The following is a 26,490-nucleotide window of genomic DNA, read 5'->3' as shown; positions in this document are numbered from 1 at the left end:
GATAATTAAATAAAAATGTGTTATGATTAATATTGGTATAATATTTTTTATTACATATTTCTGGAGGTATTTTATATGAGTGCTAAATTTTGCCCAAAATGTGGTAACGAATTAAAGGAAGGAGCAAAGTTCTGCCCTAAGTGTGGAGCTCAAATCGTACAAAACCTACAACCAAATGGTGCTAACACCAACGGTGCACAAAATCAAAACGTTGTTCCTAACCAAAGCGCAGAACAAGCTAAGAACTATGCTAAGGATTTCTTTAAGTGGTTCTGGAGTAGCGTTAAACATCCTTCACTAAGTGGAAAGGCTTCAAACAAATACTTTGGTCTAACTTCATTTGTTGCTAGCGCAGTATTTGCTATTTTATCTATTATGTTGATCACTTCAAAGATTAACGGCGCAATTGACCTAGCTTCAAGCGGTCTTGGTGGCGATACAGCTTCATCACTCGCTGTCGTATTCCAAAACTTAGTAAGTGATGGTGCAGGTAAAGTTGAATTATTCTCAGTATTAATGATCGTTGTTTTCGTTGCATTAGCATATGGTTTTAGAGCTTTTGCAGTTGCTGGTACTGGTGAAAAGACTGATTTCTTCGAATTCATTAACAAATTAGCTGCATACACTAACATTTCGGTTATGCTATCAGCTATCATGTTCTTATTCCTACTAATTGGTGGTCTTATCGCATTACCATTAAACATGTTTATCTTCCTATTTGTTGTAATTAACGACCTAATTGGTTTTACTTACGCAATTATCGATGGTCAAAACTCAAACAAATTTGATAAGTTGTATGTTCTATTATTAGCTCACTTATCATTAGTTATTGTATTCTTTATTGTTTTCATTAAGTCACTAACAGCTTAATTTAAATTAGGGGGTTAAATTATGGGGGAATCAAGATTCTGTCAAAATTGTGGTGCTAAAGTTGATGCTGACGAACAATTCTGTCACAACTGTGGTGCACAATTAGACAACGAAGTAACTGATCAAACAAATCAATCTAGTCAAGCAAGTGTTGATAATACAGTTAATGATTACCAACAACCTCAAAGTAATAACAATAATGCTGCCCAACAACCACAATTTAATAACGGTAATAACGTTTCTCAACAACCAGCAAACAATGGGAACGTTAGGGCATCAAGGAACGGTTTTAAGAAGAGTAAAAAACATCAAACTAGAAACCTAATTATTGGAATCGTGGTTTCAGTTGTTGTTGTATTCGGTTTTATCGGATACCTTTTCGGAAACCACTACTACTCAAAGAGTGCAGTCTTAGATCGTGCGATGACTTCATTAACTAGTGACAAGAATACCGATTCATACTTTGAATCAACTGATAGTCGCGTTACTTTAAATGACAGCACAATGGCACCATTATCTAAACACATGAACAAGAATAATGACGAATTACAATCATTGAAGGGCCAACTAAGTGATTCAGGTACTTCAAAGGATGGTAATTTTGAATATGTTCAAGACGGACGCAAATGGTTATTATTCCCTAACTACCAAGTTAAGGTAAAAGCAGTTGTTCCAACAATTACAACTAGTGAAAAGTCTGCAGATGTTACCTTGAACAATAATAAGATTGGTCAAACATCTGACTCAGATTCAGAATTTAGTTTAGGTCGCATCCTACCAGGTGACTATGACATTACTGTTTCAAAGACATTATCAGGTAAAAAAGTTACTAATGCACAAACTACTTACCTTGATAACAATGACAACATCTACATGCCATTAAAGACTATTAAGTTCACTGTTAAGGCTGGTCCCAATGCTGATATTTACATCAATGATAAGAAAGTTGGTACAAGTAACGGCGATGGTGACTACAAGGTTTCAGACATGCCATTCTCATCTGCAATTTACATCTATGGTGTAATGCATTCAGATGGTAAGTCAGTTACCTCAGACAAGTATCATTTGAGTGAAAGTGACGATGGACAAGAAGTAAGTCTAAACTATCCAGGGGCAGTTGATAAAGACGATGCCTCGAATCTAATCAGTAATTTCTCAAATGACCTTAGTTCTGCTGTTAATGACAACAACGATTTTGATCCAAGTGATTACTTCGTTGATGGTTCAAATAACAGTGATGCACAAGGTTTCATTACTTGGGCAAAACAACAAGCTGATCAAGTTAACGATAACAAATATGATAGCGTAAGCATTGATTCATCAGTGGATTCTGTTGTTCCTGCAGGGGACCACTCAGTTGTTTCTGGTACTTTGAAGTATACCTTCGATGTTCCTGACGACGACGGTGACGAGCACGATCACATTCAAATCTTCAAGTTTACTTCTAACATGAAGAAGGTAGATGGTTCACTTAAGCTACAAACACTTAAGGCGCCAGATAAACTTAAAGATTATGATAAAAGCGATGACGATGATGACTAAATCATAAAAAAAATAAGGCTTCTACTTAAATGCAGAGGTCTTTTTTTATTTGTAAAATTAGTTAAATTAATCTATTTTGGTTATAAGTATAAAGTTACTTTAACTTATAAAAATAAAAGAAAAAAGCAAGCAAAAATCGCTTGCTTAAATTAGTAGGGAAGTCCTCGTTGGGAAACGTAAGATAGAAGATCCGAACTCAATATTAATTTTTTACTTTGTAAATCAGATAAGTTTTTGGAACCAAGTATAGTCATTATTGATTTCATTCCATAAATAAAGTCATTAATGAATTCAATGGTTTCTTCTTCACCGTCTTTGATTAGTGAATATAGAATAGGGGCTGCAATTCCAACGGAATTAGCACCAAGTGCGATTGCCTTAATAGCATCAAGTGGTGTTCTGATACCGCCGGAAGCAATGATATTAACCTTGTTTTTAAATAGTTGAGCTTCTAGAAGGGATTCAACGGTTGTTTGTCCCCAATCTTCTAGGTAGTCCATTTCTTGTTTCTTTCTACGGTAGTTTTCAATCATACTGAAACTAGTGCCACCTTTACCGCTGATATTAATATTTTTAATACCAGCATCAACTAGTTGTTGAATGGTTTCTTTAGACATACCGAAACCGACTTCTTTTACGATAACGGGGCAAGCTAGTTCTTCTTGAATGGATTTAATATTTTCAATCCAGTTAAATTCACGATCACCTTCAGGCATAATCATTTCTTGCGGAGTATTAATATGAATTTCAATTGCATCGGAATTCATCATTTTTACCGCTGCCTTAGCTCTTGAAACATCAGCTGAAGCGCCTAAATTGGAAAATACAATTCCATTTGGATTGGTTTCTCTAACAATCTCAAATGAAGAAGCAACTGAATTGTCTTTTAAAGCGACACTTTGAGAACCAGTGGCCATAGCAATCCCAGTAATCTTTGCGATTCTAGCTAGCTTTTGATTTAACTTCTTTGTATATTCGCTTCCACCGGTCATGGCTTCGATATAGATTGGAAAGTCCATTTTGATATTTTCGACAGTTGTTGATGTATCGATATCATCCAAACTGATTTCTGGAATCCCTTGATGGACAAATCTTAGTTGATCAAAACCTGCATGACTGGTTTTATCGTAGAACTTAATAGCTAATGAAACGTGTTCATCTTTTCGATGAGATTGGATACTAACCATTGATTATGCCTCCTGTTCTGAGTAGATATTTAGATGAAGTGGGATAATGCCATTTTCTGTCCATTTTGATTCGATATCTTTAATGGGGGATTGTTTTTCAACAATGGCAATTCCACAATCTCCACCTCCGGCACCAGAGGATTTTCCCGAACCGTTATATTCTTCAGCGATTTCACATAGTCGTTTTAGTTTACTTGTTTCGATGTCGATACCAGTGAAACTGGCCAATTCGACGATGATATTTCTGTTTTCTTTAATTTGATTCTTAATAACAGCGATATCTTTATTTTTAAAGCCATTGATCATCTTATCGATACAGCGCTTGCTCTTAACTAAAAATTGCTTGTATCTATCAACATTTGATGATGATTCAACGCTCTTAAGTAAATTGGAAGTTGAAGCAGGAGTTCCTGTCCAGCCAATAAGTAATTCGAGGTCAGAAGGTGGGGTAAGTGGTTCTATCATTAGATGAGGCCAACTTTGTTCCATCACGTCTTTTAAATTGGTTTGATTTGCTAACCATTTCTTATCGAATGAACTATAAGCAATCCAACCACCAAAACTACTAGCAGCGACGTCGCCCAATGAACCGTTACCTTGAATGCTTAAATGAGCAATGGCAGCTAGCTTGAATATTTGTAGTTTGCTTAAGTTTAAACCATATAGTTCGTTTAGAGCTTTGATTGTTGCGACAGTGACAGCTGCTGAGGAACCTAATCCATATTTCTTACCGTCTTCACTGTTTAAATTACTATCAATATCAATGTTATATAATTTATGTTTTATATTTAATTCTTCGACATATTTCTCGAATGTTTTCATTGCTGAAATTACGTAGTTGAAAGAACTGTTATCGTTTAGAGGTTTGATTTGATTATCATCGTAAACCCATTCAATTTTGTCGTTTTCATACTGTTTTGAATGAATAACACCAACATTATTTTCGGATTCACTAATATTAGCTGTAATATATTGATCAATTGCAACAATGATAGCTGGATATCCGTTTTCAACCACAGCATATTCACCAGCAATATATAGCTTTCCGGGTGCTTTTACAGAAATCATTTTAAATTAGTCCTTTCAATTTATAGATACTTTATTCCTTCGCCAGGTCCAGATACTTTGAGTTGGTCATTAGAAAATTTATCAGACAACTTATCAGTAATTGCACTGATTTTATCACTTTGACAGATTATTTTGACATTGGGACCTGCATCCATTGTGTAATAGCATTCAACGCCGTTTTCTCTTAGTTCTTTAACCATGTTAATGACTTCAAGACTATCGGCATTTATGTATAAGTATGAAGGATCAGAGCTTAATGTTAGTGAGTGCATTCTCATCGCATTTAGTTCTGCTGTTTTACCTAAAGTGGTAAAGTCATTTTCCTTAATTGCTTCTTCGATTGTTTGAAAATCAGCGGTAGTTTGTTGAATCCAACTTTGATAGTAGGGAGAAGTTTCAATAGAAATCTTCATTCCTTTTCTACTACTAATTTTCTTAGGTTGATTATCAAGAATGATTGCAATCATATTAACGTCCATTTTTACTGGATCTTCAATACTGTAACCATATGAGGATTCATCATCAGTTCCTTTATGCCATGCTGCAAAACCACCAAATATTGAACGGGTTGCCGAACCGGAACCACGTCTTGCTAAACGGGATAAATCTTTTTGACTTAGATTAAGTCCGTAAGCCTTACTACCAGCTGCAGCTAAAGCAGCATATGCAGAAGCAGAAGATGCCAGTCCGGCTGAAGTAGGGACATGATTGGTTGATTCAATGCGCGCAAATGTATTGATGTTTGTTTTTTGACGAATGATATCCATAAATTTGGTGATTTTTTCATCATCAACAACGTTCCCGTTTAAGGTAACCTCATCGGAACTAAGAGACTCATCAAATTGAACACTTGTGTCAGTATAAAATTCATCAAGTGTTAGCGATAGGCTACTATTAGCAGGGATAATTAACTCTTCATTTTCTTTTCCCCAATATTTAACTAAGGCAATATTTGTGTGTGCTCTTGCGGTAATTTTTTCACCTAACATTTTGTATAATTCCTCCGAGTTTTAGTTAAAAGGTTGAATCCAGGTATCTAAAGCACCGGCTTTTAATAGCGCATTTTCAATACTTTGGGCTTCATGAATGTTTCTTGCTAAAGCAATGATACATCCCCCAAGTCCGCTACCTGTTAGCTTGGTACCTAATGAGCCATTTCGATTTGCAATTTCAACTAGTTCATCAATCTTATCGTTACTTACTTTTAATTTCTTTAATTCTTTTTGATTTTCAGTCATTAGTTTACCAAGTTCAATTGGATTATCATTTTCGATATCAAACTTAGCACGAGTAACAAGTTCACCAATATGTTTAATTGACTTCATGGTATCTTCTTTATTGTTATTTAGTTGTTGTTTAACGTAGTTAATTGCAATGTCGGTTCTTCCTTTGATACCGGAATCGGCAATTACTAGTACGGCATTTAAGTTGAAATTAATTTCGTTTAAAGTTTCATTTCTGATAAACCATACAGGATTATCTGATCCAGCGGTCGCTGTATCTAAACCAGAAGGGTTACCGTGTGTGATTGTTTCTTCAACATTACTTAAATCAAGCAATAAATCCTTATCAAAACTGACGTTAAAGTAGTGAAATAATGCTTTGACGATGGCAACTGATGTTGCTGCTGAAGAACCCATTCCACGTTCAGATGGAATTGAACTATCAATAATCATTTCAAAAGAGGCTTCCTCTTTGTGCAGTTTAGCAAGGGTGCTATCAATTAAGTTTTTAATTCCTAATAGGTCATTGGGGACGTTATTTAAGTTACCAATGAAGTACTTACTATTAATGTAAATACCATTTTGTTTTTCCATTATTCTAACGTTTAAGTCAATTTTAGGAACGGGTAGTGCAATGGCTGGTTGACCATATACAACACTGTGCTCGCCCATAAGTATTATTTTGGCATGACTATGTCCAATTGCTTGATTTGTCAATGTTATCGCTCACTTTCTCTTAATGTTAATATTATCATAAAATCATCATAATAAAAATAACTTAAATATTTATATTTGTGTCCTGAAATAATAGATAAACACCTAATAAATGTAGTATTATTAAGTTAAGTATTTTTTGAAAGATTGGTGAACGAAATCATGAGTAATACCATTTTTTCAGTGGTGGACATTGAGACTACTGGTAGTAGTCAGTCCAACTATACTAATCGAATCATCCAATTTAGTTGTACTTTTGTACAAAACAACAAGATTATTGGATCATTTAATTCATTTATTAATCCTGAAATTAGTATTCCAACTGAAATTACAAAATTAACTGGAATATCAAACCAAACAGTCGTTAATGCACCAACATTTGCTGAAGTAGCAGATAAGATTTATCAGTTACTAGATAAGACAATTTTTGTTGCGCATAACGTCAATTTTGATTTCCCGTTTTTAAATTTTGAATTTAAAAGGGTGAATCATAAAGAACTTACTAATAAGGCAATTGATACCGTTACATTAAGTCAATTGCTATTACCAACAGAACCTAGCTACAAACTTACAGATTTAAGTAAAAACCTAAATATTGTTCATGATCATCCACATTCATCAAGCAGTGACGCATTAGCAACTGCTAAAATCTTAATTATCCTATTACATCAGTTGGATAATTTACCAAAGAAGACCGTTAAACAGATTTTAGACATTAATCCTTCCCTTCCGATGGATACTTTAATCATGTTTACACGTGCTTACCATTTAAAACACAAAGATGATAATCCTAAGATTATGAACATTAAGAATCTTAAGGTTAGAAAAATTAAATATCATACTGATAGTGACTTTGTTGAGTTGAAATACCCTAATAATAAAAGAAAGAAATCAAAAATGTTTAAAGGGGTTACTCAGTTTAATAATACCGAAAATAAGCTGATGAATTCGATTTACGGAAACTATCATTCCGCTTCAGATAGTAATAATTTATTAATTGAGGAAAATAGGGAGTTTAACTATGACTTTAGTTATTTATTCCCACTTAGTTATCTACTTAAGAAGGATCAAAAGATTGTTATTGCTGGCGATGAAGATTTTAACTCAGAATCATCATTGGTTACTCAAGTGAAGAACATCAATAAAATCACTTCTGACCGTCTTAGATGTTTGATTGTTCGACCAGTAACTGATTATATCGATTTGGATAAGTTTTCAGATAGTTTAAATGTGGTTAGCAACTCTAAGAATACCGAATTTCTAAAGTGTAAAATTTTGGTTTGGTTAACATTTACCAAAACCGGTGATATTAACGAACTAAAATTGGATAAGGATAATAACCAGAACTACTTCTTAAACGTTGTTAGTGATGAACAAAATAGAGGATACTACATTAAGAAGTTAGCTCATGATTACCAAAGCGCTAACGTTATCTTGGTATCTCATGACTATTTATTGCAAAACGTCCAAAGGTTGCATCAAAACGACCCATACTTAGTGATTAAAGATTCTAGAAGGCTAAGTGATAATGCACTAGATAACTACCGAATCCAATTTAAGCTAAGTGAAAACAAGATTATTTGTAATCACATTACTAACTTGATGTATCAAACTCATAACAGAAACGTGTTTGATATCTTTAGTAAAGCTAAAAAGCTTGCTGGCATGGCTAAAAAGATTGAAAACCTATTAGCAAAGAATAGTGATCAGTTCGAAACGATTAAGGATGACTTCCTTAATGCATTTTATTCCAAGAGCAAGCTTAATCGAACTGTTGATGGATACATTGTTAAACCGGATGTTGAAAGATTTAAGACATTTGTCTTGAACAAGAAATCATTATTTAACTCAATCTCTAGAAACCAACAAACTATTTTGGACATTGTTGATGACATGAAGAGATCAATTAATCATTTCAATGGTCACGACAAAGCTATCTTATATGCGTTCTTCGATAAGTTAGAAGAATATTGTTCATTTATCGAGAATAACCTAGTCCGTTTATTTAAGCTAAATAAGCTTGGTAAACAACTAGTCTTTGCTTTTAACGTTAATGAAGATAAGGATGTTGAAAATGGACTGTTGTATGGTGGATTAGTTAGAAATGAAAACATTCTACCAAATGAGCTATACAAATACTTCAAAGGGATTATCTTCTTAGATAGTGCTATCTATTCGTCAAAACGTTCTCAATATTTCTACGATAAATTGGAATTAAAACGTCAAAATACACGAATGATTAAGTTCGAAGATGAAAATGATTTAAACGGACAGGTTAATTTGATCTTGGATGAATCCTTACAAATTCCGATGCCACTTGAAAAAGTGATGAAGTATAATAAGAGCAATTCATTTATTCTTACACGTTCGAAACAACGAGTAAAAGAAATTGCTAAGTCCTTATATGAATCTGACGTCAACGAACACAACGTCATCTTAAGTCAGGATTTCAGCGGAAATGACGACAAAATCGTCAAGAAGATTGTGGTTGATTCACAGAACATAATTGTTGGAAATAATGATTTATTAAAATCGTTACGCAACAAGAATAAACCAATCAATACACTAATCATTGATTCAATGGCTATCGATTCTTTTGATGATATCTACTTACAAGCGCAATATGATTTAATCAACAGTGAGCATGGTAATCCAAATGATGGATTGTCTATCCCATTGAGCATCCTAAATATCAAGGATGCGATTAAAGATGTGATAGAATTATCTGGTTCAAAGGGATTAATTTATCTAAGAGATAAGGAAGTCATTGAAGGACCATATGGTAGTAATCTAATTGACTTAATTCCGAGTCATATTAAGCCACAACTACTTGATAAAAGAAAGATTATCGAAAAACTAAAAAAGGTGTAAGGGAGTCAGAAGATGAACGTTTCGTTTTTAAAGAAGATTAACTATTTCAGAATTTTTAAATGGTTAATCGGAATCATAATCGTTTTATTTTTAATAATCATGGGTCTGTTCCTATGGGCTAGACAACCACTTTCATCTGCTAAGCACCAAGCGACTACATTGGCGGAAAAGAAGGTTGGTATTAAATCAGTCGATCATTTCTACATGTCTGATTTAAATAGAACTTATTACACTATTGAAGGTCCTAATAAAGACAACCAAAAACAATACGTAATAATTGAAAAGAAGACTGGTAGCATTAATGTTGCCAACGTTAAAGATGGGATTTCAGCAAATGAAGCTAAAAGCGTCGCTAATCAAAAGCAAAGAATTGCAGAATTGATTAGTGTTGCTCCAACAATCTTTAACGAAAAACCTGCCTGGGCAGTTAGTTACTTTAATTCAAAAAATGAATTAAACTATGCTGTTATTGACTTTAAGTCGGGTAAAGTACTTAGATTTATTGCTAACGTATAGATAAAGGGGTATGTTTTAATGGATAAATTTGCAAAGACGATACTTCAATCAGGTCAAACTACTATTTCTAATTATCTATTAAAGAATTATCCTAAATTAGGAATGACTAGTGACCAACTGGTGATTTATCTTCAAATTAAAAGAAACATCGATATAGGTAATTATTTCCCTGATATCAACGACATTACAAATTCAACTGGTTTTTCAAGTGCAAAGGCTTATCAAGTCTTGCATGAACTGGTAGAGAAAAAGTTAATGAGAATTAAGACACTATCAAATACAAAGGGACAAGCGTTTGATGTCTATGATTTCTCTTTAATGTACGAAAAGTTATCAGAATTAGATCCAGAAACCTCAGAAGACGAAACTTCAAGTGAAGTTTTCGAAGGTAACATGGCTTCCAATGAAATTACAGAATCTGATCGTAAAAAAGTATTTAATTCTATTGAATCAGAATTTGGTCGACCATTATCACCGATCGAAATTGAAACAATCAACCAATGGATTAATGATGATGAATACGATCCTCAAATGATTAAGTTGGCACTTAGAGAGTCTGTTTTAAATCAGGTATATAGTTTGAAGTATATGGATAGAATTCTAGTCAACTGGGAAAAAGCCAATATCAAAACGCCAGCTGATGTTGAACGTAATCGTCGCAACCATGAACAAAAATTTAACAAGAGCGCTAAATTTAGCGATAAGGGAACACAAAACAAACCAGACATTCCTTTATTTAAAATTGATAAATAAAAAAGCACCTAGAATTTTTCTAGGTGCTTTTTTCGTATCTATAAATTAATGGTTGTTGTTATTGCCATTGTTGTTATTTTGTTGATTATTGTTATTGGCATTATTTGTGTTATTACCATTATTGTTGTTCTGGTTTTGGTTATTTTGTTGATTCTTGTTTGAATCATTATTATTGTTACCGTTTGAACCAGCACTCTTCTTAGCTTCGTTTTTATCTTTTTGAGAATCCTTGTCGTCATCATCATCTGATGATTTGTTTGACTTAGTATCCTTTGTTTGCTTCTTGGTACTATCTAGTACTGATGAAAGTGATCCACCAGCATAACCGGTTGTCTTATCACCTTGAATAGATGAGTAACCGTCTTTGTAGTATTCAGTTTGACCACCAGACTTAACAGCAGTTACGTTGCTTGGTTTTACCCAATCGCTATTAGTTTGGTTTTGAGAAATGTATTGCATTTCGTATTTGTAAATTCTTTGAGCAATATCAGTTTGAGCCGCCGTTAGATAATTACCGGTTTGATATGGGTGATCATATCCTGTCCAAACAGATAGGGCATAGTTTTGAGTATAACCAGTGAACCATGAATCCATAGCTGCATATGCAGGTAGGTAACCATTGTAAGTGTTGTCAGGGTATTGAGTAGTACCCGTCTTACCAGCTTGGTATAAACCAGGAATGTAAGCGGCAGTACCAGAACCATTTGATTGGTTCATAACACCTTTTAGCATTGATGTCATCATGAATGCAGTAGCAGGACTCATTACTTGAGAACCTTCAGAACTGAAGTCATGTGATTCGTTATCAGGAGTAACAACCTTACTAATTAAGTATGGTTTGTGGTATACACCATTGTTAGCGAATGCTGAGTAAGCTGCAGCTTCTTGTTCGGTTGAAATGTATAAACCGATACCATTTTGTAGTGATAATGGATCACTGAATGACATACCTAATGAACTTAAGAAGTCGGTTGCCTTACTTACACCAACGTTTTCAAGTGTTCTGATGGCTGGAATATTTCTTGATTCAACCAATGCCTTGTGCATTGAAATTGTACCTTCATATCTACCATCAAAATCCTTTAGAGTTGTGCTTGTTCCAGCATAAGTGTAAGGAGTATCGTGAACTAATTGATAAGTAGGGTAGTTTAGGTATTCAATTGCTGGACCGTAATCCATTAATGGCTTTGCAGTAGAACCACTTGATCTATCAGTTTGTACGGCTCTATTTAAACCTAATTGAATATCAGTTTTTCTATTACCAATCATGGCGTTAACAGCACCAGTCTTTGGATTTACTAATGTTGCACCAACTTGCATAGTGTTGTTAGGGAATCCAACGGATGCATCGTTATTAGCTAAATCATAAAGTTTCTTTTGCGCAGATAAATCTAAGTTAGTGTAAACCTTCAAACCAGATTGAGTGTTGTAACCCTTGGCTTTAAGTTCTTGAATCACTTGTTTTAGATATGAATCAATATATTTTTCTTTAACAGATTCAAATGAACTGCTCTTAGGATTCTTAACTAAACCAGACTTGATACTTGTCTTTTTAGCATCTGCAGCTTGCTTTTGGGTAATAGCACCATATGATGCCATTGCGTTCAATACTTCGTTTCTTCTTTCTTTTGCATATTGAGGATATACATAAGGGTTGTAGTAACTTGGTGATTGAGGCATACCAGCTAATAAAGCAGTTTGTGCTATAGATAGTTTACTTAATGATTTACCGAAGTAGTATTCTGAAGCAGTTTCCATACCGTATACATTGTTACCCATGTATACCTTATTAATGTAGAATTCTAGAATTTGTTGCTTTGAATATGTGCGTTCAATCTTAAGTGCTAACCATGCTTCTTGAGCCTTTCTCTTGAAAGTTCTATCAGAAGCAGCAGTGGAGAACACTGATAACTTAACTAATTGTTGAGTTAGTGTAGAACCACCTTGAAGATTTAAAGAACCAGAAGTTATGTTTGATAATGAAGCTCCCATAATTCTGATTGGGTCAACACCATGATGCTTGTAGAAACGACGGTCTTCAATTGAGACAATCGCATTCTTTAGTTGGCTAGGAATCTTATCGGACTTAATATAATCTCGATCTTGAACTCCTAGTCGTGAAATAACATGGCCAGAATTGTCGTAAATCTTGGTTGAGTTATCACTTGATAGTGATTGATAGCTAATTTCAGGTGCGCTAGAGGCAAAAATCATGAAGACAATGCTTCCTAGCACAATTAGCAATGAAATAAATCCTAATCCACCTACAATGACCTTTTTGATCCATGTAGCGTGTTTAGACGATTTATGTTGCTTTTGGTTTCTTTGGACACGACTGCCCAAGTTAGGATTGTTTTGAGACATTACTATTCTCCTTTACGGTCTATATTAATTCATCCACGGCATCCAAATAAGGTATCGTGGGATTTAATGAATAATTAATTTTATAACCAAGTTCCTCAATTATATCCTTTTTTATGGATTTTTTTCCACCATTATTTTGTTTATCCCAGAAATAAAAGAGGTCGGAAGCCTTAAATAAATAAACTTCATCCAACACTACGAATTTGATAATTGCAAAACAAATTCCACCATTATCAATGCATTTTCTCATATGTTCTACTTGATGTTCATGAAAGTTAGATAGTGGAAACGATGTCTTATTTTTGGTTTCCTTTGCATCGAAGTCTATGTATCTTCCTTTATATACACCATTGTAATCGGTAGTAGATGCTTTACGAAAATACGCTTCTTTTATCGTAGCAGCACTTCTTTTAGGATAATCAACTTTAACGATTTGAATAGGGGTTGGTTTTTTGTGTATTACGGCAATATCTTTACTTAAATAATACTCATTGCTTCGATTCAATTCTTCTTCAAGAGTCATTCCACGACCACCATATAATGTTGGTTTTACGTATCTACTCTTGGGTGATGAACTCTTTTTATCCAAGCCGGTATTATAAGACTTACCATTTGGATAACGGATAGCCATGTGTACCACCTTTCAAAAAATAATAAATTATTACTGTAAGTTTATTAATGATATTATACCATTAGTATTGAAAAGTTAATAATAAGGTAGGGGGCGTTACTATCTCAAGACTTTGGGTAACCGGATATCGAAGTTATGAACTAGGCGTGTTTGGTGATAAGGATCCAAAAGAACTAGTTATCAAAAATGTAATCGAAAATAATTTAAAACAAGCAATTGAAGATGGGGTTGATTGGATAATAACTGGTGGTCAAATGGGTGTCGAACAATGGACAGTCGAGGTGGCAGACCAGCTAAAAGAGGAATATCCAGATGAATTTCAAATTTCTATGATGCTACCATTCAAGGAGTTTGGTAACCAATGGAACGAACAAAATCAAATGAAATTATCACAAAGTATTAATAAAGTAGACTTCTCTGCCAGTGTTTCTAATGATCCATATAAATCACCAATGCAGTTAAGAGCATATCAGGATTTTATGCTCAACCACACGGATAAAGCGCTACTAATCTATGATGTTGACAATCCTGGTAAAACACAATATGATTATGAGCAGATTAAAAGATTTTCAGAAATACATGACTATGATTATCATTTAATTGACTTTGACGAACTACAAGAAGCCGCGAATGAGTACCAAAATAATTTAAATAATTTTGAGGAATAAATTGAAAATGTTTAAATTTCTGGTACAATAATACTTGTTCGTGATTATTTATGATATGAGGTGTGAATAATGAACAATATACAATTTACCCCTAAGGACATCTTAGAAAAGACATTTTCTCAAAAGATGAGAGGGTACGATCCAAATGAAGTAGATACTTTCTTGGACGGTATTATCAAGGACTACCAAGCATTCGATAACCGAATCAATAGTCTAGAAAACGAAAACAATCAACTAAGAATGGAAGTACAAAGATTAAAGCAATCTGCTGGTACTGTTACACCAGAACCAAGCGTTTCTCCATCTGGTTATTTCAATGATTCAAATTCAGCACCATCAAATCATGATACTTTAGGTAGAACACGTATTGAAAATGAACTTCTAAAACGTGTATCTAACCTAGAACAACGTGTATTTGGTTCTACTGAAGGACCAAGTAGCATCGACAGATATTAATCGTTAATAACTGGTGTATGTTCTGAGTAATCGCGGTCAACTTATGTTGGCTGAGGAAAGTCCACTCTCGCACAAGCTGCGATGCTTGTAGTGTTCGTGCTCGGTGAAAAAATAAGCCGGGGGACTACAATTTGTAGTAATGGCGAAGAAACGAGCTAAGGTTTTGCTATGCTTTAGTACTTCTGAAAGTGCCACAGTGACGATACAGGATTGGAAACGATACTGGTGGAACGCGGTAAACCCCGCGAGCGGGAAACCCAAACTTTGGTAGGGGAGCTTCACACACGGAAATTGAACCAAGTGTGGGGGAGAAATTTATTTCTCAGATAGATGATTACTACTTTATATTTAAAGGCCTGACTTAAATATAAAGCACAAAACATGGCTTACAGGAATGTACACCATTCAGGAAAAGGGTGGAAGTTTTCTTCCTCCCTTTTTTTATTGAAAATAAATAATTCATAAAAAGGATGAATTAAATGAAAACTTTTAAATTAATGGCAACTTGTGCCGCCGGAATTGAAGCTTTAGTTGGTAGAGAACTTCGTGACTTGGGTTATGAAGTGCAGGTCGAAAACGGAAGAGTTAGATTCGAAGGAACAATTGAAGACATTATCAATACTAACCTTTGGTTAAGAACCGCCGATCGTGTTGAAATTATTGTTGGTGAATTCGAAGCCAAGACTTTTGAAGACCTATTCCAAAATGTTAAAGCACTTCCTTGGGACGAATTGTTACCAATGGATGCTCAATTTCCGATGAATGGACGTTCTCACAACTCTGCATTACACAGTGTTCCAGACGTTCAAGCAATCGCTAAAAAGGCTGTAGTAAATAAGTTAAATGAAACTTATCACCGTCGTACAAGACTTCCAGAAACCGGTCAACTTTACAAGCTTGAAACTAGAATTAATAAAGATCACGTTATGGTCACTCTAGATACAACTGGTGAAAGTTTATTCAAACGTGGATACCGTGTTGCCAAAGGTCCTGCACCCATCAAGGAAAACATGGCTGCAGCACTAATCATGTTAACCAGTTGGTACCCAGACATGCCTTTCTTAGATCCAATGTGTGGTTCTGGAACTATTCCAATCGAAGCAGCTATGATTGCAAGAAACATTGCACCTGGTTTTAACCGTGAATTCTCATGTGAAAAATGGGATTGGGTAGATGAAGACGTCGTTGAAGATGTTCGAAACAAAGCTGATGAAAAAGCTGACTACGATAAAGAATTAGATATCATGGCTTCTGATGTAGATGGAAACATGATTGATATTGCTAAAGTTAATGCTCAAGAAGTTGGATTACTTCATGATATTCAATTTAAGCAATTATCTGTTCTAGATTTCAAGACTGACAAGATTAATGGCGTAGTTGTTTCAAACCCACCATACGGTGAACGACTAAGTGATAAACAAGAAGTTCGTAAGCTATACAAGGGATTAGGACGCGTATTTAAACCAATGACTAGTTGGTCTAAGTACTTCCTTACATCAGATTTGGAATTTGATAAGTTCTACGGACAAGCTCCAACTAAGACTCGTAAACTATACAATGGTTACTTAAGAACCGATTATTTCCAATTCTGGGGTAAAAAGATTAGAAAATAAAGGGTGTATATATTGACCAAGAAAATAGCAATTATTGGTGGCGGAATTGTCGGATCAACGGCTGCTTATTTCCTAAGCCAACTAGATTCTGGTAATGATTTTGAAGTAACCATGTTTGATGATGGTAATGGACAAGCCACAAAGGCAGCTGCAGGTATCATTTCACCATGGTTATCAAAGAGAAGAAACAAAAAATGGTATAACTTAGCCCGTGATGGCGCAACATTGTTAAAACAAATATCTAAGCAATCCAAAATGCCTGGAAGTATTTACAACCAATGCGGTACCATCATTACGCGTGAAGATTCTGAAAAGTTAAAGGAACTTTATCAATTAGCTGAAGAACGTCGCGCAGAAACTGATACAATTGGTGAAATTAAAGAACTCACTTCAGATGAAGTAATGAGATTTGTTCCGATTATTGATAGTTCATATCCTGGAGTATTTGTCTCAGGTGGTGCTAGATTGAATGGTGATAAATACGCCAGTCATTTGACTAAGATCGCTAAGAAAAAGAATTTAACAATAATCAAACAACCTGTATCAATTAATAAAGATGGTAATGTTGAATTAGATGGACAAGTCCTAGAATTCGATAATATCATCTTAGCAACTGGTGCTTGGACAAAGAATATTTTAAAAGAACTTCCTTTAGATGTTGATGTTAGACCACAAAAGGGACAATTAATCGAATTATCTACCACTCAAATCCTTGGTGCTAACGTTGATATGCCGGTTGTGATGCCTGAAGGTGAATCAGATTTCATCCCATTAGGTAATGGACGTTTAATTGTGGGAGCTAGTCATGAAAATGATAAGGGGTTTGATTTATCTGCCGATGCGGATATTATTGATGAACTATTAAATAGTGCTCACAGTATGTCTAATCAAATTAATGCTGAAAACTTAATTAGGGTAAAAATTGGAACCAGAGCTTATACATCCGATTTTGCTCCATTCTTTGGACGCATCCCTGGATACGAAAAAATCCTAGTCGGCAGTGGACTAGGATCATCTGGTTTAACAACTGGACCTTTAGTAGGTAAGATTTTAGCAGAAATGATTGCTGATAAAGTCGATTACGATCTCGATGAGTATCGCAAACCAATTCAAAATTATATTAAATTAGTAAAATAAGTGAAGGGCCTGTGTCGCAAGATTATGGGCACCTTCATTTTTTGTATCCGGAATCCAATTATTGATTACCATGCTGTACTTAGCTTGTTCTTCTAGAATTTGATCAACATATTCTTGATAATGTTTAGCGTATTGTTTTTCCAAACTTTCATGAACAATTTTACTGTCTGTATAATAAACAATGATTGAGTCCTTATTGGTTAAAGGTGAAATCGCTTTAAAGCCGAGGAGACAAGCTTCAAACTCTGCTTCATGATTGTCTTTTGAAGTTAATTTAAGTTTTTCTTGGTATTGTTCACTATCATGAACAATTAAAATTCCACAAGAACTGTTCCCAGAATTGTTCATTGTGGCCGCATCAGTGTATAATTTAAACATAATCTAATTCTCCAAAGGAAGGTTTTACTTAATGATAACCCAAAAACGAACATTTTTATACCAGCCAGAACCTTTGTATACAGTAATCACCTGGGCTTGGACCTTTGCTCTTCTATTTATTGGAATTATTTTCTGGCTTGAAGTAACAGTGATTCAATGGATTACAATCTTTTTCTTTTTAGTATTCTTCTTATTTGCGATTTTTCAAATTATTTTTAGAAGAATCACCATTGAAAATGATAAAATAACAGTAAGTAAGCTAATGAATCCAAAATGGTTGGAAGCAAATATTAGCGATATTGATAACGTTAGTTTCACCAAGCATACTGCTGACATTGAAGTTAACAAAAAGCACTACAGATTGTTATTACCTGTCAATTCAATAATTGAGCTAAGCAACTTACTTAAAAAATAAATTACATAATTCTAGGAGATGTTCTTACCATGAAAACAGATATTGAAATTTCACAATCAGCTGAGTTAAAAAACATTAGCGAAATTGCATCAAGTTTAAATATAAGTGACGATCAAATGGATCCTTATGGTAAATATAAAGCGAAAATCAACTTACCATTTGCTGGTTCAAAAAACGGTAAACTGATTTTAGTAACATCAATTAATCCAACCGCTGCTGGTGAAGGTAAAACAACTTTAACCATCGGTTTAGGTGACGCATTCCACAGAATTAATAAGTCTGTTGCAATCGCACTAAGGGAACCATCACTTGGACCTGTTATGGGAATTAAGGGTGGCGCTACTGGTGGTGGATATGCTCAAGTAGCTCCAATGGAAGATATTAACCTATTCTTTACTGGTGATTTTCCTGCTATTACTGAAGCACATGACACCTTATCAGCATTAATTGATAATCACATTCATCATGGTAACAAGTTAAACATTGATCCTAGAACAATTACCTGGAAGAGAGTCGTTGATATTAACGACAGAGAATTAAGAAACGTAATCGTTGGATTGGGTGGACGTACGTCTGGTGTCCCTCGTGAAGATGGCTTTGACATTACTGTTGCAAGTGAAATCATGGCAGTTTTATGTTTAAGTGAAGATTTAAACGACTTAAAAGAAAAATTAGGTAAAATCCTAATTGGTTACAACTACGATAGACAACCAGTTACTGTTAGTGATTTGGGTGTTACTGGTGCATTGGCATTACTATTAAAGGATGCAATCAAGCCCAACTTAGTGCAAACACTAGAACACACCCCAGCATTCATTCATGGTGGACCTTTTGCTAATATCGCTCATGGTTGTAACAGTATTTTAGCTACTAAAGCAGCCATTCAACATGCGGATTACGCAATTACCGAAGCTGGTTTCGGTGCTGATTTAGGTGGAGAAAAGTTCCTAGACATTACATCTGAAAAGTTAGGTCAACGTCCAGATGCGATTGTTATTGTTGCCACTGTTAGAGCATTAAAGCTAAATGGTGGTGTTAACAAGAACGACCTAGATCAAGAAAACGTAGATGCATTACTAAAGGGTGCTAAGAACTTAGGTAGACACATTGCTAACATGAAGCAATACAACAAACCGGTTGTAGTTGCTGTAAATGAATTTACCAGCGATACTGAAAAAGAAATTAACGCACTAAACGATTACATCAAAGAACAAGGTGTGAAACCATTCAATACAACTGTATGGGAAAATGGTGGAGCAGGTGCTACTGAATTAGCTGAAGAATTAGTTGACGTTTGTGACAACAATCAAGAATTCAAACCACTATACAATAGCGATGATGACTTTATGGACAAGTTAAATGCCATCGTTACTAAAATTTATGGTGGAAATGGTGTTGTTTTAAGTAATAAAGCTAAGACTCAACTAAAGAAACTAGTTAAAAATGGTTGGGATAAGTTACCAATTTGTGTAGCTAAGACTCAATACTCATTCACTGATAACGCTAAAGAATTAGGTGCACCAGTTGACTTCTCAATTAATGTTTCTGACATCCAACCTAAACTAGGTGCCGGTTTTATCGTTGTATTAACTGGTAAGATTCTAACAATGCCTGGTTTACCATCACATCCAGCCGCTTTAGACATGGATATTGATAATGATGGTAAGATTACCGGACTATTCTAAAGGAGTTTTTCAATGCCAATTGTATATATTTTAATTAGCCTATGTACTCTTGTTGGAATTGATCAAGCAATCAAAATTTGGATTTCTGCAAACATTTCAGAAACATCAAGTACAACAATCATCCCTGGAGTATTATCAATTACCAATCTGCATAACAGTGGTGCTGCTTGGAGTATCCTGGAAGGCCAACAATGGTTATTTTCCATTATTACTTTAGTAGCAGTCGTAGCGATTGTTTATTTTATGATAAAATTAAAAGGTAGAAAGCTTTATTTAACAAGTACAACAATCTTATTAGCTGGAATTTTAGGTAACTTCATTAACCGCTTCTTACAAGGTTATGTAGTTGATATGTTCCAAGTTGATTTTATTAATTTCCCAGTGTTTAACTTCGCAGATATCTGCATTACATTTGGAATTATCTTGTTATTTTTTGCAATATTAAGAGATGGTGATTTAGATTAAAGATACAGTAACTTATACAGTCACAAAAGGAAATGTTCGACTAGACAAATCATTAACTGATAACGTTGAAGATTTAAGTCGTTCAAGAGCCAAAAGTTTGATTGAAGACGGATTAGTTTTGGTGGATGGGCAAAAGAAAAAGGCAAAATACGATGTTAAAGACGGTGAAGTAATTCAGGTAACCATTCCTGAACCAGAAACAATGAACGTTGAACCTGAAAACATCAACATTGATATTGTATATGAGGATGATGATGTAATTGTCGTCAATAAGCCGCAAGGAATGGTTGTTCATCCTTCTCCAGGGCATCCTGATCATACGTTAGTGAATGCATTACTTTATCATTCACCACTTTCAACAATTAATGGAACCTATAGACCAGGAATTGTTCATAGAATTGATAAAGATACATCTGGTCTATTAATGGTTGCCAAGAATAATTATGCTCATGAATCTTTATCCAACCAATTAAAGGATAAATCAAACATTCGTGAATATATTGCGTTAGTACATGGAAATATCAAGGAAAATAGTGGCGTTATTAACGCACCAATTGGTAGATCTAAAAAAGACCGTAAAAAACAGGCAATCGTAGATGATGGAAAGAATGCCGTTACTCATTTTAAAGTCCTAGAACGATTCGGTGGAGAATATACACTTGTTTCATGTGTCTTAGAAACAGGTCGTACGCACCAAATTAGAGTTCATATGAAGTATATTGGTCATCCACTTGCTGGAGATCCTCTATACGGACCAAAGAACACTTTAAAGGGTAATGGGCAATTCTTACATGCTAAGAAATTAGGCTTCGTTCATCCAAAAACCAACGAACAAATGATTTTTGAAACACCATTGCCAGAGATTTTTGAACAAACAATTACTAAATTAAGAAATAAGTACAATCAAAAATAGGAGGATTTGTAATGAGTAAAGTCGTTGTTGATAAAATGGCCATGCAAAGAGCGTTAACTCGTATTACTTACGAAATTATCGAAAAAAACAAAGGGGTAAATAACCTAGTATTGGTTGGAATTAAGACTCGTGGTATTTATCTTGCTAAACGCATTGCTAACCGTTTACAAAAACTTGAAAACAAAGAAGTTCCTGTTGTTGGAATCGACGTTACAAAGTATCGTGATGATATTCAACACACTGACAACGAACCAGCAGTCCTTTCTGATGAAGCTGTTTCATTAAAGGACAAAAACATCATCTTAGTTGATGACGTTTTATTCACTGGTAGAACTATTAACGCTGCCTTATCAGCAATTGCTGAGTTAGGTCGTCCTAAGAACATCAGATTAGCTGTATTAGTTGATCGTGGACACCGTGAATTACCAATTAGAGCTGACTTTGTTGGTAAGAACATTCCAACTTCAAAACAAGAAATCATCAATGTTCAAGTTGATGAAATCGATGATCAAGATTCTGTTGAAATTGATGAAAAGTAACTCTTAAATAAAATATTTAAGGAGATTGTTGTTATGACCACTAGATATTTAATATTAGAAGATGGAACTTCATATAAAGGTAAAGCCTTCGGGGCTGAAGCAACCACAACTGGAGAAATTATTGTAAATTCTAATATGTTAGGCTATCAAGAAGTTATAACAAATCAAATTTACCATAATCAAATCATTGTGTTTACACAGCCATCTATTGGTAATACTGGAATTAACCACAAGAGTTTTGAAGCGATTGTAACTAATTCAAAAGGGGTAGTTGTTAAAGAATACTCCAATATTTCCACCAATAGATTAGGAAACTTAAACTTAGATTTATTTTTAAAGCAACACAACATTCCTGGTATTGCTGGAATTGATACTAGAGAATTAACACGTCGCTTAAATCGAAAACAAACAATGAAGGCAAGTATTGTTGATATGGATGATGAACATGCTTTTGATCAACTTCATGCAACGGTGCTTACTAACCAACAAGTAAATCAAGTTTCTACCAAAGCGCCATTTCCAAATACTGGTGATGGATACAATATTGTATTGATTGATTTCGGTCTTAAATACGGTATTTTACGTAAGTTGGCTGACCTTGATTGTAATGTTATTGTGATGCCATTTGAAACAACTAGTCAGGAAATCTTTGATTTAGACCCTGATGGTGTTGTTTTATCAACCGGACCTGGTTCTCCAAGAGATTTACCAGATTCTGTCCTACAGATGATTAGAGAGGTCCAAAAAGAAATCCCAATGTTTGCGATGGGATTAGGACATGAATTGTTTGCATTAGCAAATGATGCCAACGTTTACAAATTAGACGGTGAACATCACGGTAGTAATCATCCAATTAGACAAGTTATTACCAATCAAATCATTTATGCATCACAAAGCGAAGGATATGCTGTTGATCCTAAATCAATCATCCATGATCAGTTGTTGATTACATATGTTGATTTAGTTAATGGTACTGTCCAAGGTATCAGACATCGTGATTATCCTGCTTTTTCTGTTCAATTCTCACCGGATGGTGGACCTGGTCCACAAGATAGTGCAGACTTGTTTGAAGAATTTCTAGAAAACGTTAGCTCACAAAGGAGATAACTAATGATAGATAATAAAATCAAGAAGGTATTAATTTTAGGTGGTGGACCTTCTAAAATTGGTAGTGAAACTGAGCTTGATGCTGCTGCATTTCAAATGATGACAGCCTTAAAGAAAAATGGCGTTCAAGTTTTAGTGATTGATAATAATCCTTTTTCACTTACACTTTCAGAAGTTCAACCGGCTAATGTCTTTATAAAAGAAATTAATTTAAAAAATGTTCTTGATGTAATTAAGAAGGAATCTCCTGATGCAATTATTCCAATCGCAGGGGGATTAAGAGCAATTCACGTTACACAGGAACTATTAAACCAAGGAATTCTAAGTGATTTAGGAGTCCGTGTTTTAGGGATCTCTAAAGAGTCCTTAAAGGTTATTAATAATCCAGATAAGATGAAGATTGCTATTAATAGCATTGATGAACCTGCAGTACCTTCTAAAATCGTTAGAAGTGAATCCGAAGCATTTGAAGTCGTTCGAGAAATTGGTTTTCCTGTTAACATCAAAAAAGTTAACCATAAGGAAAGTACTGAAAGAATCATCTGTAATAATGCTGAAGAACTTTCTGACATGCTAGAAGACGAATTTCAAGACGACAGCGTATGTATCATTGAAAAGAGCATTGTTGGTTACAAACAAATCGAAACTGTTGCCGTAAGAGATCAAACCAACACCAAGATTCTAATTAGTGGTTTGGAAAATATCGATGCTGTTGGTGTCCATTCTGGTGATTCAATCGTAATTTCACCGGTTCAAACACTGGGTGATATTGAGTACCAAAGTTTAAGAACTGCAACATTTAAGATGATGGACTTATTAAACATCGTTGGTTTATGCCACATTCAATTTGCGCTAGATCCCAATGATGGTAGCAATTACTACATCACAAAGATTAATCCAATGATTAATAGTAGTTCAGCCTTAGCTGCTAGATCTACAGGCTATCCATTGGTTTACGTATGTACAAATCTTTTGTTAGGTAATTCATTACCAGAAATTCAATTACACGCTAATTACCACCGTTTGACACCAATCATGGAACCAACATTAGACCACGTTGTAATTAAGATGCCGGTTTGGCCATTTGATAATGTCCCAGAAGCTAATCAACATCTAAATACTACTATGAAGTCTGTTGGTTCAACGATTGGGGTAGGTAGAACCGTTGAAGAAGCAATGTTGAAAGCTTTGCGTAGCTCGCAATTCTCACCTCGTGATGTTCTACCCAGCATGTATGAAATCAGTAGTGATGAATTAATCAGTCAATTGATTCATCCTAAGTCAGATCGTTTATTAGTGCTAATTGAAGCTCTAAGACGTGGTTACCAAGTTGATGAATTAGAAGAATTAACCAAGATTAATCAATTCTATTTCTACAAGTTAAAGGAATTGTTGGATGTAGAAGAACTAATTATTAAAGAACCAATGAAACTAAGCACCATTGAAGTTGCTCATGATCATGGCTTTGGTGATGGTATGATGGCTGAAACTTGGCACCAACCAATCGAAAAAGTAAGAGAGTTATACCATGCTGCTGGTGAATACCCAACATATAAGGCAATTGAACCTTCAGCTGGTGAATTTGATCAAAACATTCGTTCATTCTATAGTAGTTATGAAATAGAAAACGAATCTAGTCAAGAATCAGAAAAGACCGCTTTAGTAATCGGTCGTGGTGGAAACAAGTTAGGTCCTAATACGGCTGCTGATTACTACACAGCTGAAATGTTAATCCAACTACACAGAATCGGTTACAAGACAATTGTCATGAATAACAATCCAAACGCATTATCACTAAGTCCACAAATTAGTGATAAACAATATATTGAACCAATTCAATTAGGGGCAATTCTAAACATTATTGAACTGGAAAAACCAGTTAGAGTATTTATTCCAGGAAACAGACATTTCCTACTAAAACAATTGAAGAAATACACTGATTTAAACGTTCAAGTATTGCCACCTGATCAAGAAACAGGGGTTGTTTTACCTAAGGACGTTACCTATGCATTGAACTTCTTTGTAACTCAAGATGAAAGTTACTTTATCTCATCAGAAAAGCTAATTAGTAATAACAAGAGTGACTTAGACTACGTAACTGCATATGAAACTCCATATGTCTTGGATGATGAGGCATTACAAAGAGATATTGAAGAATCTAAATCCCATATTCAAAGTTCTAATTGGATTGGATTAGTCCAAATCTTGTTTAATCAAAACAAGAAGGGCGAATCAGAGTATGTTGGTATTAGACCGCTACGTTTAACCGAAACAATATTCTTAAGCAGAGCAACTGGAATTAATTGGGTTAGGGCACTTGTTCGTTTCTACACCAAGAGATTGGATATTAACGAATTAATGAAGAATATGCCTGATATGTCTAACAGAGTTACTCATATGCAAGCAACCTTCCCATTCAAACAATTAAATGTTAAAGTTGATCATGCTAATAGTTCCCAAGAAGTAGGGGCTAAAATCAAATTTAGATTAGTCGATGACAAATAAAAAAGCATTCCAAAATGGAATGCTTTTTTATTATCAAAATGTAGTCAAAGCGGCTGACGTGTTTTTATTAATACTTTTATTATATATCATTACCAGCTGGTTCAAAGGTTATCTTACCTGTATTCACTTTTCCAGCTATCTTTTGATATATATTACCCTCTATTTTATTATCTACTATTTTTAAATCATTAAATTGTCTTAAAGCTTGACCCTTATATGGTCCAACTACAGCAATCATTTTAAAGCTATTAGGTTTCACAAAATCATATTTTGCTTGAGCGTCATAATCAACATGGTAGTTAATGTGAGATGAAGTAAAATATAAAACATCGCTGTTTGCACTAAATTTAAAGAAGTTTGTCTCACCATCAGGAAATGTTAATTTCCAAATTNNGTGACATTCCTCCCAGTTTTTGTTTTATACGATAATTGTTGTAATAGGATATATATTCCTTAACCGCTTGGTTAAGGGAATTATAATCTTTAAAATTATTATTATGAACAGTGCCGACCTTTAATTGATTAAAGAAGCTTTCTATGCATGCATTGTCTAAACAAGTAGCTTTTCTACTCATACTTTGAAACACTTTATTACTTTTTAAAACATTGATATATCTACCGTTTTGATACTGAAATCCTTGATCTGAATGAACAGTCATTCTGTAATTAGTTTTGGGACGTAGTCCCATTAATTCATTTAATGGAGAAACTACAAAATCAACGTTTGGGTGTAATCCTATATTCCAAGAAATTATTTCACCGTTGTATAAATCCATAAACGCTGTGAAATATGCTCTTTCTAAGGTTGTTTTGTTTCCCCATCTAAGTTCAGTAACGTCTGTAACTATCTTTTGATATGGTCGATCTGTT

At 34.5% G+C, this 26,490-nt stretch carries 25 protein-coding genes and 1 other RNA gene; 17 read left to right on the top strand and 9 right to left on the bottom strand.

What is annotated here, in order from left to right:
* The first annotated feature begins 75 nt into the window (after positions 1 to 75).
* Both J3U50_RS01960 and J3U50_RS01955 read left to right on the top strand, forming a co-directional pair.
* Positions 76 to 870: a zinc ribbon domain-containing protein gene (locus tag J3U50_RS01960; protein WP_248597263.1), complete on the top strand. Its 795-nt coding sequence runs from the start codon at positions 76 to 78 to the stop codon at positions 868 to 870.
* 21 nt (positions 871 to 891) lie between these two features.
* Positions 892 to 2,412 carry a zinc ribbon domain-containing protein gene (locus J3U50_RS01955; protein WP_301945464.1) on the top strand — a complete coding sequence of 507 codons (1,521 nt, stop codon included), beginning with the start codon at positions 892 to 894 and terminating at the stop codon, positions 2,410 to 2,412.
* Between the two features lie 149 nt (positions 2,413 to 2,561).
* On the opposite strand, the gene fni is transcribed toward J3U50_RS01955, so the two are convergent.
* The 4 genes from fni to mvk are packed head-to-tail and all read right to left on the bottom strand — an operon-like array spanning position 2,562 to position 6,607.
* Positions 2,562 to 3,599, bottom strand: a complete 1,038-nt coding sequence (gene fni, locus J3U50_RS01950; protein WP_301945463.1) for a type 2 isopentenyl-diphosphate Delta-isomerase — start codon at positions 3,597 to 3,599, stop codon at positions 2,562 to 2,564.
* Positions 3,600 to 3,602: 3 nt separating this feature from the next.
* On the bottom strand, positions 3,603 to 4,667 hold the full coding sequence (locus tag J3U50_RS01945; RefSeq protein WP_301945462.1) for a phosphomevalonate kinase: 1,065 nt from the start codon (positions 4,665 to 4,667) through the stop codon (positions 3,603 to 3,605).
* A 20-nt stretch (positions 4,668 to 4,687) separates the two neighbouring features.
* Positions 4,688 to 5,656, bottom strand: coding sequence for a diphosphomevalonate decarboxylase (gene mvaD, locus J3U50_RS01940; RefSeq protein WP_054608144.1), 969 nt, complete (start codon positions 5,654 to 5,656; stop codon positions 4,688 to 4,690).
* Between the two features lie 21 nt (positions 5,657 to 5,677).
* Positions 5,678 to 6,607 carry a mevalonate kinase gene (gene mvk / locus J3U50_RS01935; RefSeq protein ID WP_237756978.1) on the bottom strand — a complete coding sequence of 310 codons (930 nt, stop codon included), beginning with the start codon at positions 6,605 to 6,607 and terminating at the stop codon, positions 5,678 to 5,680.
* Positions 6,608 to 6,766: 159 nt separating this feature from the next.
* Between mvk and J3U50_RS01930 the strand changes: the two genes are divergently transcribed.
* From J3U50_RS01930 to J3U50_RS01920, 3 genes are read left to right on the top strand one after another with little or no spacing between them, the layout of a single operon-like run.
* On the top strand, positions 6,767 to 9,475 hold the full coding sequence (locus tag J3U50_RS01930; RefSeq protein WP_054608143.1) for an exonuclease domain-containing protein: 2,709 nt from the start codon (positions 6,767 to 6,769) through the stop codon (positions 9,473 to 9,475).
* Positions 9,476 to 9,487: 12 nt separating this feature from the next.
* The gene (locus J3U50_RS01925) at positions 9,488 to 9,991 is read left to right on the top strand and encodes a DUF5590 domain-containing protein (RefSeq protein ID WP_301945461.1); all 504 of its coding nucleotides are present in this window, start codon (positions 9,488 to 9,490) and stop codon (positions 9,989 to 9,991) included.
* Positions 9,992 to 10,009: 18 nt separating this feature from the next.
* Positions 10,010 to 10,744 (top strand): DnaD domain-containing protein, encoded by a 735-nt coding sequence (locus tag J3U50_RS01920; RefSeq protein WP_054608141.1) that lies wholly within the window; start codon positions 10,010 to 10,012, stop codon positions 10,742 to 10,744.
* 45 nt (positions 10,745 to 10,789) lie between these two features.
* Here J3U50_RS01920 and J3U50_RS01915 read toward each other — a convergent pair whose 3' ends face one another.
* Together J3U50_RS01915 and recU are read right to left on the bottom strand one after the other, a co-directional pair.
* Positions 10,790 to 13,108 (bottom strand): PBP1A family penicillin-binding protein, encoded by a 2,319-nt coding sequence (locus J3U50_RS01915; protein WP_301945460.1) that lies wholly within the window; start codon positions 13,106 to 13,108, stop codon positions 10,790 to 10,792.
* Positions 13,109 to 13,127: 19 nt separating this feature from the next.
* Entirely contained in the window at positions 13,128 to 13,739 is a 612-nt protein-coding gene (gene recU / locus J3U50_RS01910) for a Holliday junction resolvase RecU (protein ID WP_054608139.1), read from the bottom strand.
* Between the two features lie 101 nt (positions 13,740 to 13,840).
* On the opposite strand from recU, the gene J3U50_RS01905 reads away from it, so the two are divergent.
* From J3U50_RS01905 to J3U50_RS01885, 5 genes are all read left to right on the top strand, one after another.
* On the top strand, positions 13,841 to 14,407 hold the full coding sequence (locus J3U50_RS01905) for a DUF1273 domain-containing protein (protein WP_301945551.1): 567 nt from the start codon (positions 13,841 to 13,843) through the stop codon (positions 14,405 to 14,407).
* A 69-nt stretch (positions 14,408 to 14,476) separates the two neighbouring features.
* On the top strand, positions 14,477 to 14,863 hold the full coding sequence (gpsB, locus tag J3U50_RS01900) for a cell division regulator GpsB (protein ID WP_034531132.1): 387 nt from the start codon (positions 14,477 to 14,479) through the stop codon (positions 14,861 to 14,863).
* Positions 14,864 to 14,881: 18 nt separating this feature from the next.
* Positions 14,882 to 15,257: RNase P RNA component class B (rnpB, locus tag J3U50_RS01895), an RNA gene on the top strand.
* 85 nt (positions 15,258 to 15,342) lie between these two features.
* The gene (locus J3U50_RS01890; protein WP_041152259.1) at positions 15,343 to 16,476 is read left to right on the top strand and encodes a class I SAM-dependent RNA methyltransferase; all 1,134 of its coding nucleotides are present in this window, start codon (positions 15,343 to 15,345) and stop codon (positions 16,474 to 16,476) included.
* A gap of 12 nt (positions 16,477 to 16,488) precedes the next feature.
* Positions 16,489 to 17,613, top strand: coding sequence for an FAD-binding oxidoreductase (locus J3U50_RS01885; RefSeq protein WP_301945459.1), 1,125 nt, complete (start codon positions 16,489 to 16,491; stop codon positions 17,611 to 17,613).
* On the opposite strand, the gene J3U50_RS01880 is transcribed toward J3U50_RS01885, so the two are convergent.
* Positions 17,602 to 17,991 (bottom strand): ribonuclease HI family protein, encoded by a 390-nt coding sequence (locus tag J3U50_RS01880; protein ID WP_034533593.1) that lies wholly within the window; start codon positions 17,989 to 17,991, stop codon positions 17,602 to 17,604. The two genes, J3U50_RS01885 and J3U50_RS01880, sit on opposite strands and share 12 nt — an antisense overlap.
* Positions 17,992 to 18,022: 31 nt before the next feature.
* On the opposite strand from J3U50_RS01880, the gene J3U50_RS01875 reads away from it, so the two are divergent.
* Genes J3U50_RS01875 through J3U50_RS01845 form a run of 7 tightly spaced genes read left to right on the top strand, consistent with a single transcriptional unit; the run spans position 18,023 to position 25,620 of the window.
* A complete protein-coding gene (locus J3U50_RS01875) occupies positions 18,023 to 18,406 on the top strand; it encodes an EbsA family protein (RefSeq protein ID WP_054605557.1) in 384 nt (127 codons plus the stop codon).
* A 29-nt stretch (positions 18,407 to 18,435) separates the two neighbouring features.
* A complete protein-coding gene (locus tag J3U50_RS01870; RefSeq protein ID WP_301945458.1) occupies positions 18,436 to 20,091 on the top strand; it encodes a formate--tetrahydrofolate ligase in 1,656 nt (551 codons plus the stop codon).
* An 18-nt stretch (positions 20,092 to 20,109) separates the two neighbouring features.
* Entirely contained in the window at positions 20,110 to 20,556 is a 447-nt protein-coding gene (gene lspA / locus J3U50_RS01865; protein ID WP_155451846.1) for a signal peptidase II, read from the top strand.
* Complete coding sequence (locus J3U50_RS01860) at positions 20,552 to 21,469, top strand: RluA family pseudouridine synthase (RefSeq protein ID WP_301945550.1); 918 nt, start codon at positions 20,552 to 20,554, stop codon at positions 21,467 to 21,469. Before lspA ends, J3U50_RS01860 begins: the two co-directional genes overlap by 5 nt.
* Before the next feature lie 11 nt (positions 21,470 to 21,480).
* Complete coding sequence (gene pyrR, locus J3U50_RS01855) at positions 21,481 to 22,008, top strand: bifunctional pyr operon transcriptional regulator/uracil phosphoribosyltransferase PyrR (protein WP_034531143.1); 528 nt, start codon at positions 21,481 to 21,483, stop codon at positions 22,006 to 22,008.
* A gap of 33 nt (positions 22,009 to 22,041) precedes the next feature.
* On the top strand, positions 22,042 to 23,115 hold the full coding sequence (locus J3U50_RS01850; RefSeq protein WP_041152254.1) for a carbamoyl phosphate synthase small subunit: 1,074 nt from the start codon (positions 22,042 to 22,044) through the stop codon (positions 23,113 to 23,115).
* 3 nt (positions 23,116 to 23,118) lie between these two features.
* Positions 23,119 to 25,620 carry a carbamoyl phosphate synthase gene (locus J3U50_RS01845; RefSeq protein WP_301945457.1) on the top strand — a complete coding sequence of 834 codons (2,502 nt, stop codon included), beginning with the start codon at positions 23,119 to 23,121 and terminating at the stop codon, positions 25,618 to 25,620.
* Between the two features lie 79 nt (positions 25,621 to 25,699).
* Here J3U50_RS01845 and J3U50_RS01840 read toward each other — a convergent pair whose 3' ends face one another.
* Together J3U50_RS01840 and J3U50_RS01835 are read right to left on the bottom strand one after the other, a co-directional pair.
* Positions 25,700 to 25,858, bottom strand: coding sequence for a hypothetical protein (locus tag J3U50_RS01840; RefSeq protein ID WP_301945456.1), 159 nt, complete (start codon positions 25,856 to 25,858; stop codon positions 25,700 to 25,702).
* A gap of 130 nt (positions 25,859 to 25,988) precedes the next feature.
* A partial coding sequence (locus J3U50_RS01835; RefSeq protein ID WP_301945455.1) for a DDE-type integrase/transposase/recombinase occupies positions 25,989 to 26,490 on the bottom strand: 502 nt, incomplete at its 5' end.

This window comes from Lactobacillus sp. B3795, from assembly GCF_026535805.1.
In the GTDB taxonomy this organism is placed as follows: Bacteria; Bacillota; Bacilli; order Lactobacillales; family Lactobacillaceae; genus Apilactobacillus; species Apilactobacillus kunkeei_C.
Note: the sequence above shows the minus strand (reverse complement) of the source record. Positions and strands in the feature narration are given on the sequence as shown.

What these genes read in the sequence shown, in the direction of transcription:
- J3U50_RS01960 (WP_248597263.1), top strand. Translation starts at nt 76, where the DNA reads ATGAGTGCTAAATTTTGCCCAAAATGTGGTAACGAATTAAAGGAAGGA.
- J3U50_RS01955 (WP_301945464.1), top strand. Translation starts at nt 892, where the DNA reads ATGGGGGAATCAAGATTCTGTCAAAATTGTGGTGCTAAAGTTGATGCT.
- fni (WP_301945463.1), bottom strand. Translation starts at nt 3,599, where the DNA reads ATGGTTAGTATCCAATCTCATCGAAAAGATGAACACGTTTCATTAGCT.
- J3U50_RS01945 (WP_301945462.1), bottom strand. Translation starts at nt 4,667, where the DNA reads ATGATTTCTGTAAAAGCACCCGGAAAGCTATATATTGCTGGTGAATAT.
- mvaD (WP_054608144.1), bottom strand. Translation starts at nt 5,656, where the DNA reads ATGTTAGGTGAAAAAATTACCGCAAGAGCACACACAAATATTGCCTTA.
- J3U50_RS01930 (WP_054608143.1), top strand. Translation starts at nt 6,767, where the DNA reads ATGAGTAATACCATTTTTTCAGTGGTGGACATTGAGACTACTGGTAGT.
- J3U50_RS01925 (WP_301945461.1), top strand. Translation starts at nt 9,488, where the DNA reads ATGAACGTTTCGTTTTTAAAGAAGATTAACTATTTCAGAATTTTTAAA.
- J3U50_RS01920 (WP_054608141.1), top strand. Translation starts at nt 10,010, where the DNA reads ATGGATAAATTTGCAAAGACGATACTTCAATCAGGTCAAACTACTATT.
- J3U50_RS01915 (WP_301945460.1), bottom strand. Translation starts at nt 13,108, where the DNA reads ATGTCTCAAAACAATCCTAACTTGGGCAGTCGTGTCCAAAGAAACCAA.
- recU (WP_054608139.1), bottom strand. Translation starts at nt 13,739, where the DNA reads ATGGCTATCCGTTATCCAAATGGTAAGTCTTATAATACCGGCTTGGAT.
- gpsB (WP_034531132.1), top strand. Translation starts at nt 14,477, where the DNA reads ATGAACAATATACAATTTACCCCTAAGGACATCTTAGAAAAGACATTT.
- J3U50_RS01890 (WP_041152259.1), top strand. Translation starts at nt 15,343, where the DNA reads ATGAAAACTTTTAAATTAATGGCAACTTGTGCCGCCGGAATTGAAGCT.
- J3U50_RS01880 (WP_034533593.1), bottom strand. Translation starts at nt 17,991, where the DNA reads ATGTTTAAATTATACACTGATGCGGCCACAATGAACAATTCTGGGAAC.
- J3U50_RS01875 (WP_054605557.1), top strand. Translation starts at nt 18,023, where the DNA reads ATGATAACCCAAAAACGAACATTTTTATACCAGCCAGAACCTTTGTAT.
- J3U50_RS01870 (WP_301945458.1), top strand. Translation starts at nt 18,436, where the DNA reads ATGAAAACAGATATTGAAATTTCACAATCAGCTGAGTTAAAAAACATT.
- pyrR (WP_034531143.1), top strand. Translation starts at nt 21,481, where the DNA reads ATGAGTAAAGTCGTTGTTGATAAAATGGCCATGCAAAGAGCGTTAACT.
- J3U50_RS01850 (WP_041152254.1), top strand. Translation starts at nt 22,042, where the DNA reads ATGACCACTAGATATTTAATATTAGAAGATGGAACTTCATATAAAGGT.
- J3U50_RS01845 (WP_301945457.1), top strand. Translation starts at nt 23,119, where the DNA reads ATGATAGATAATAAAATCAAGAAGGTATTAATTTTAGGTGGTGGACCT.
- J3U50_RS01840 (WP_301945456.1), bottom strand. Translation starts at nt 25,858, where the DNA reads ATGATTGCTGTAGTTGGACCATATAAGGGTCAAGCTTTAAGACAATTT.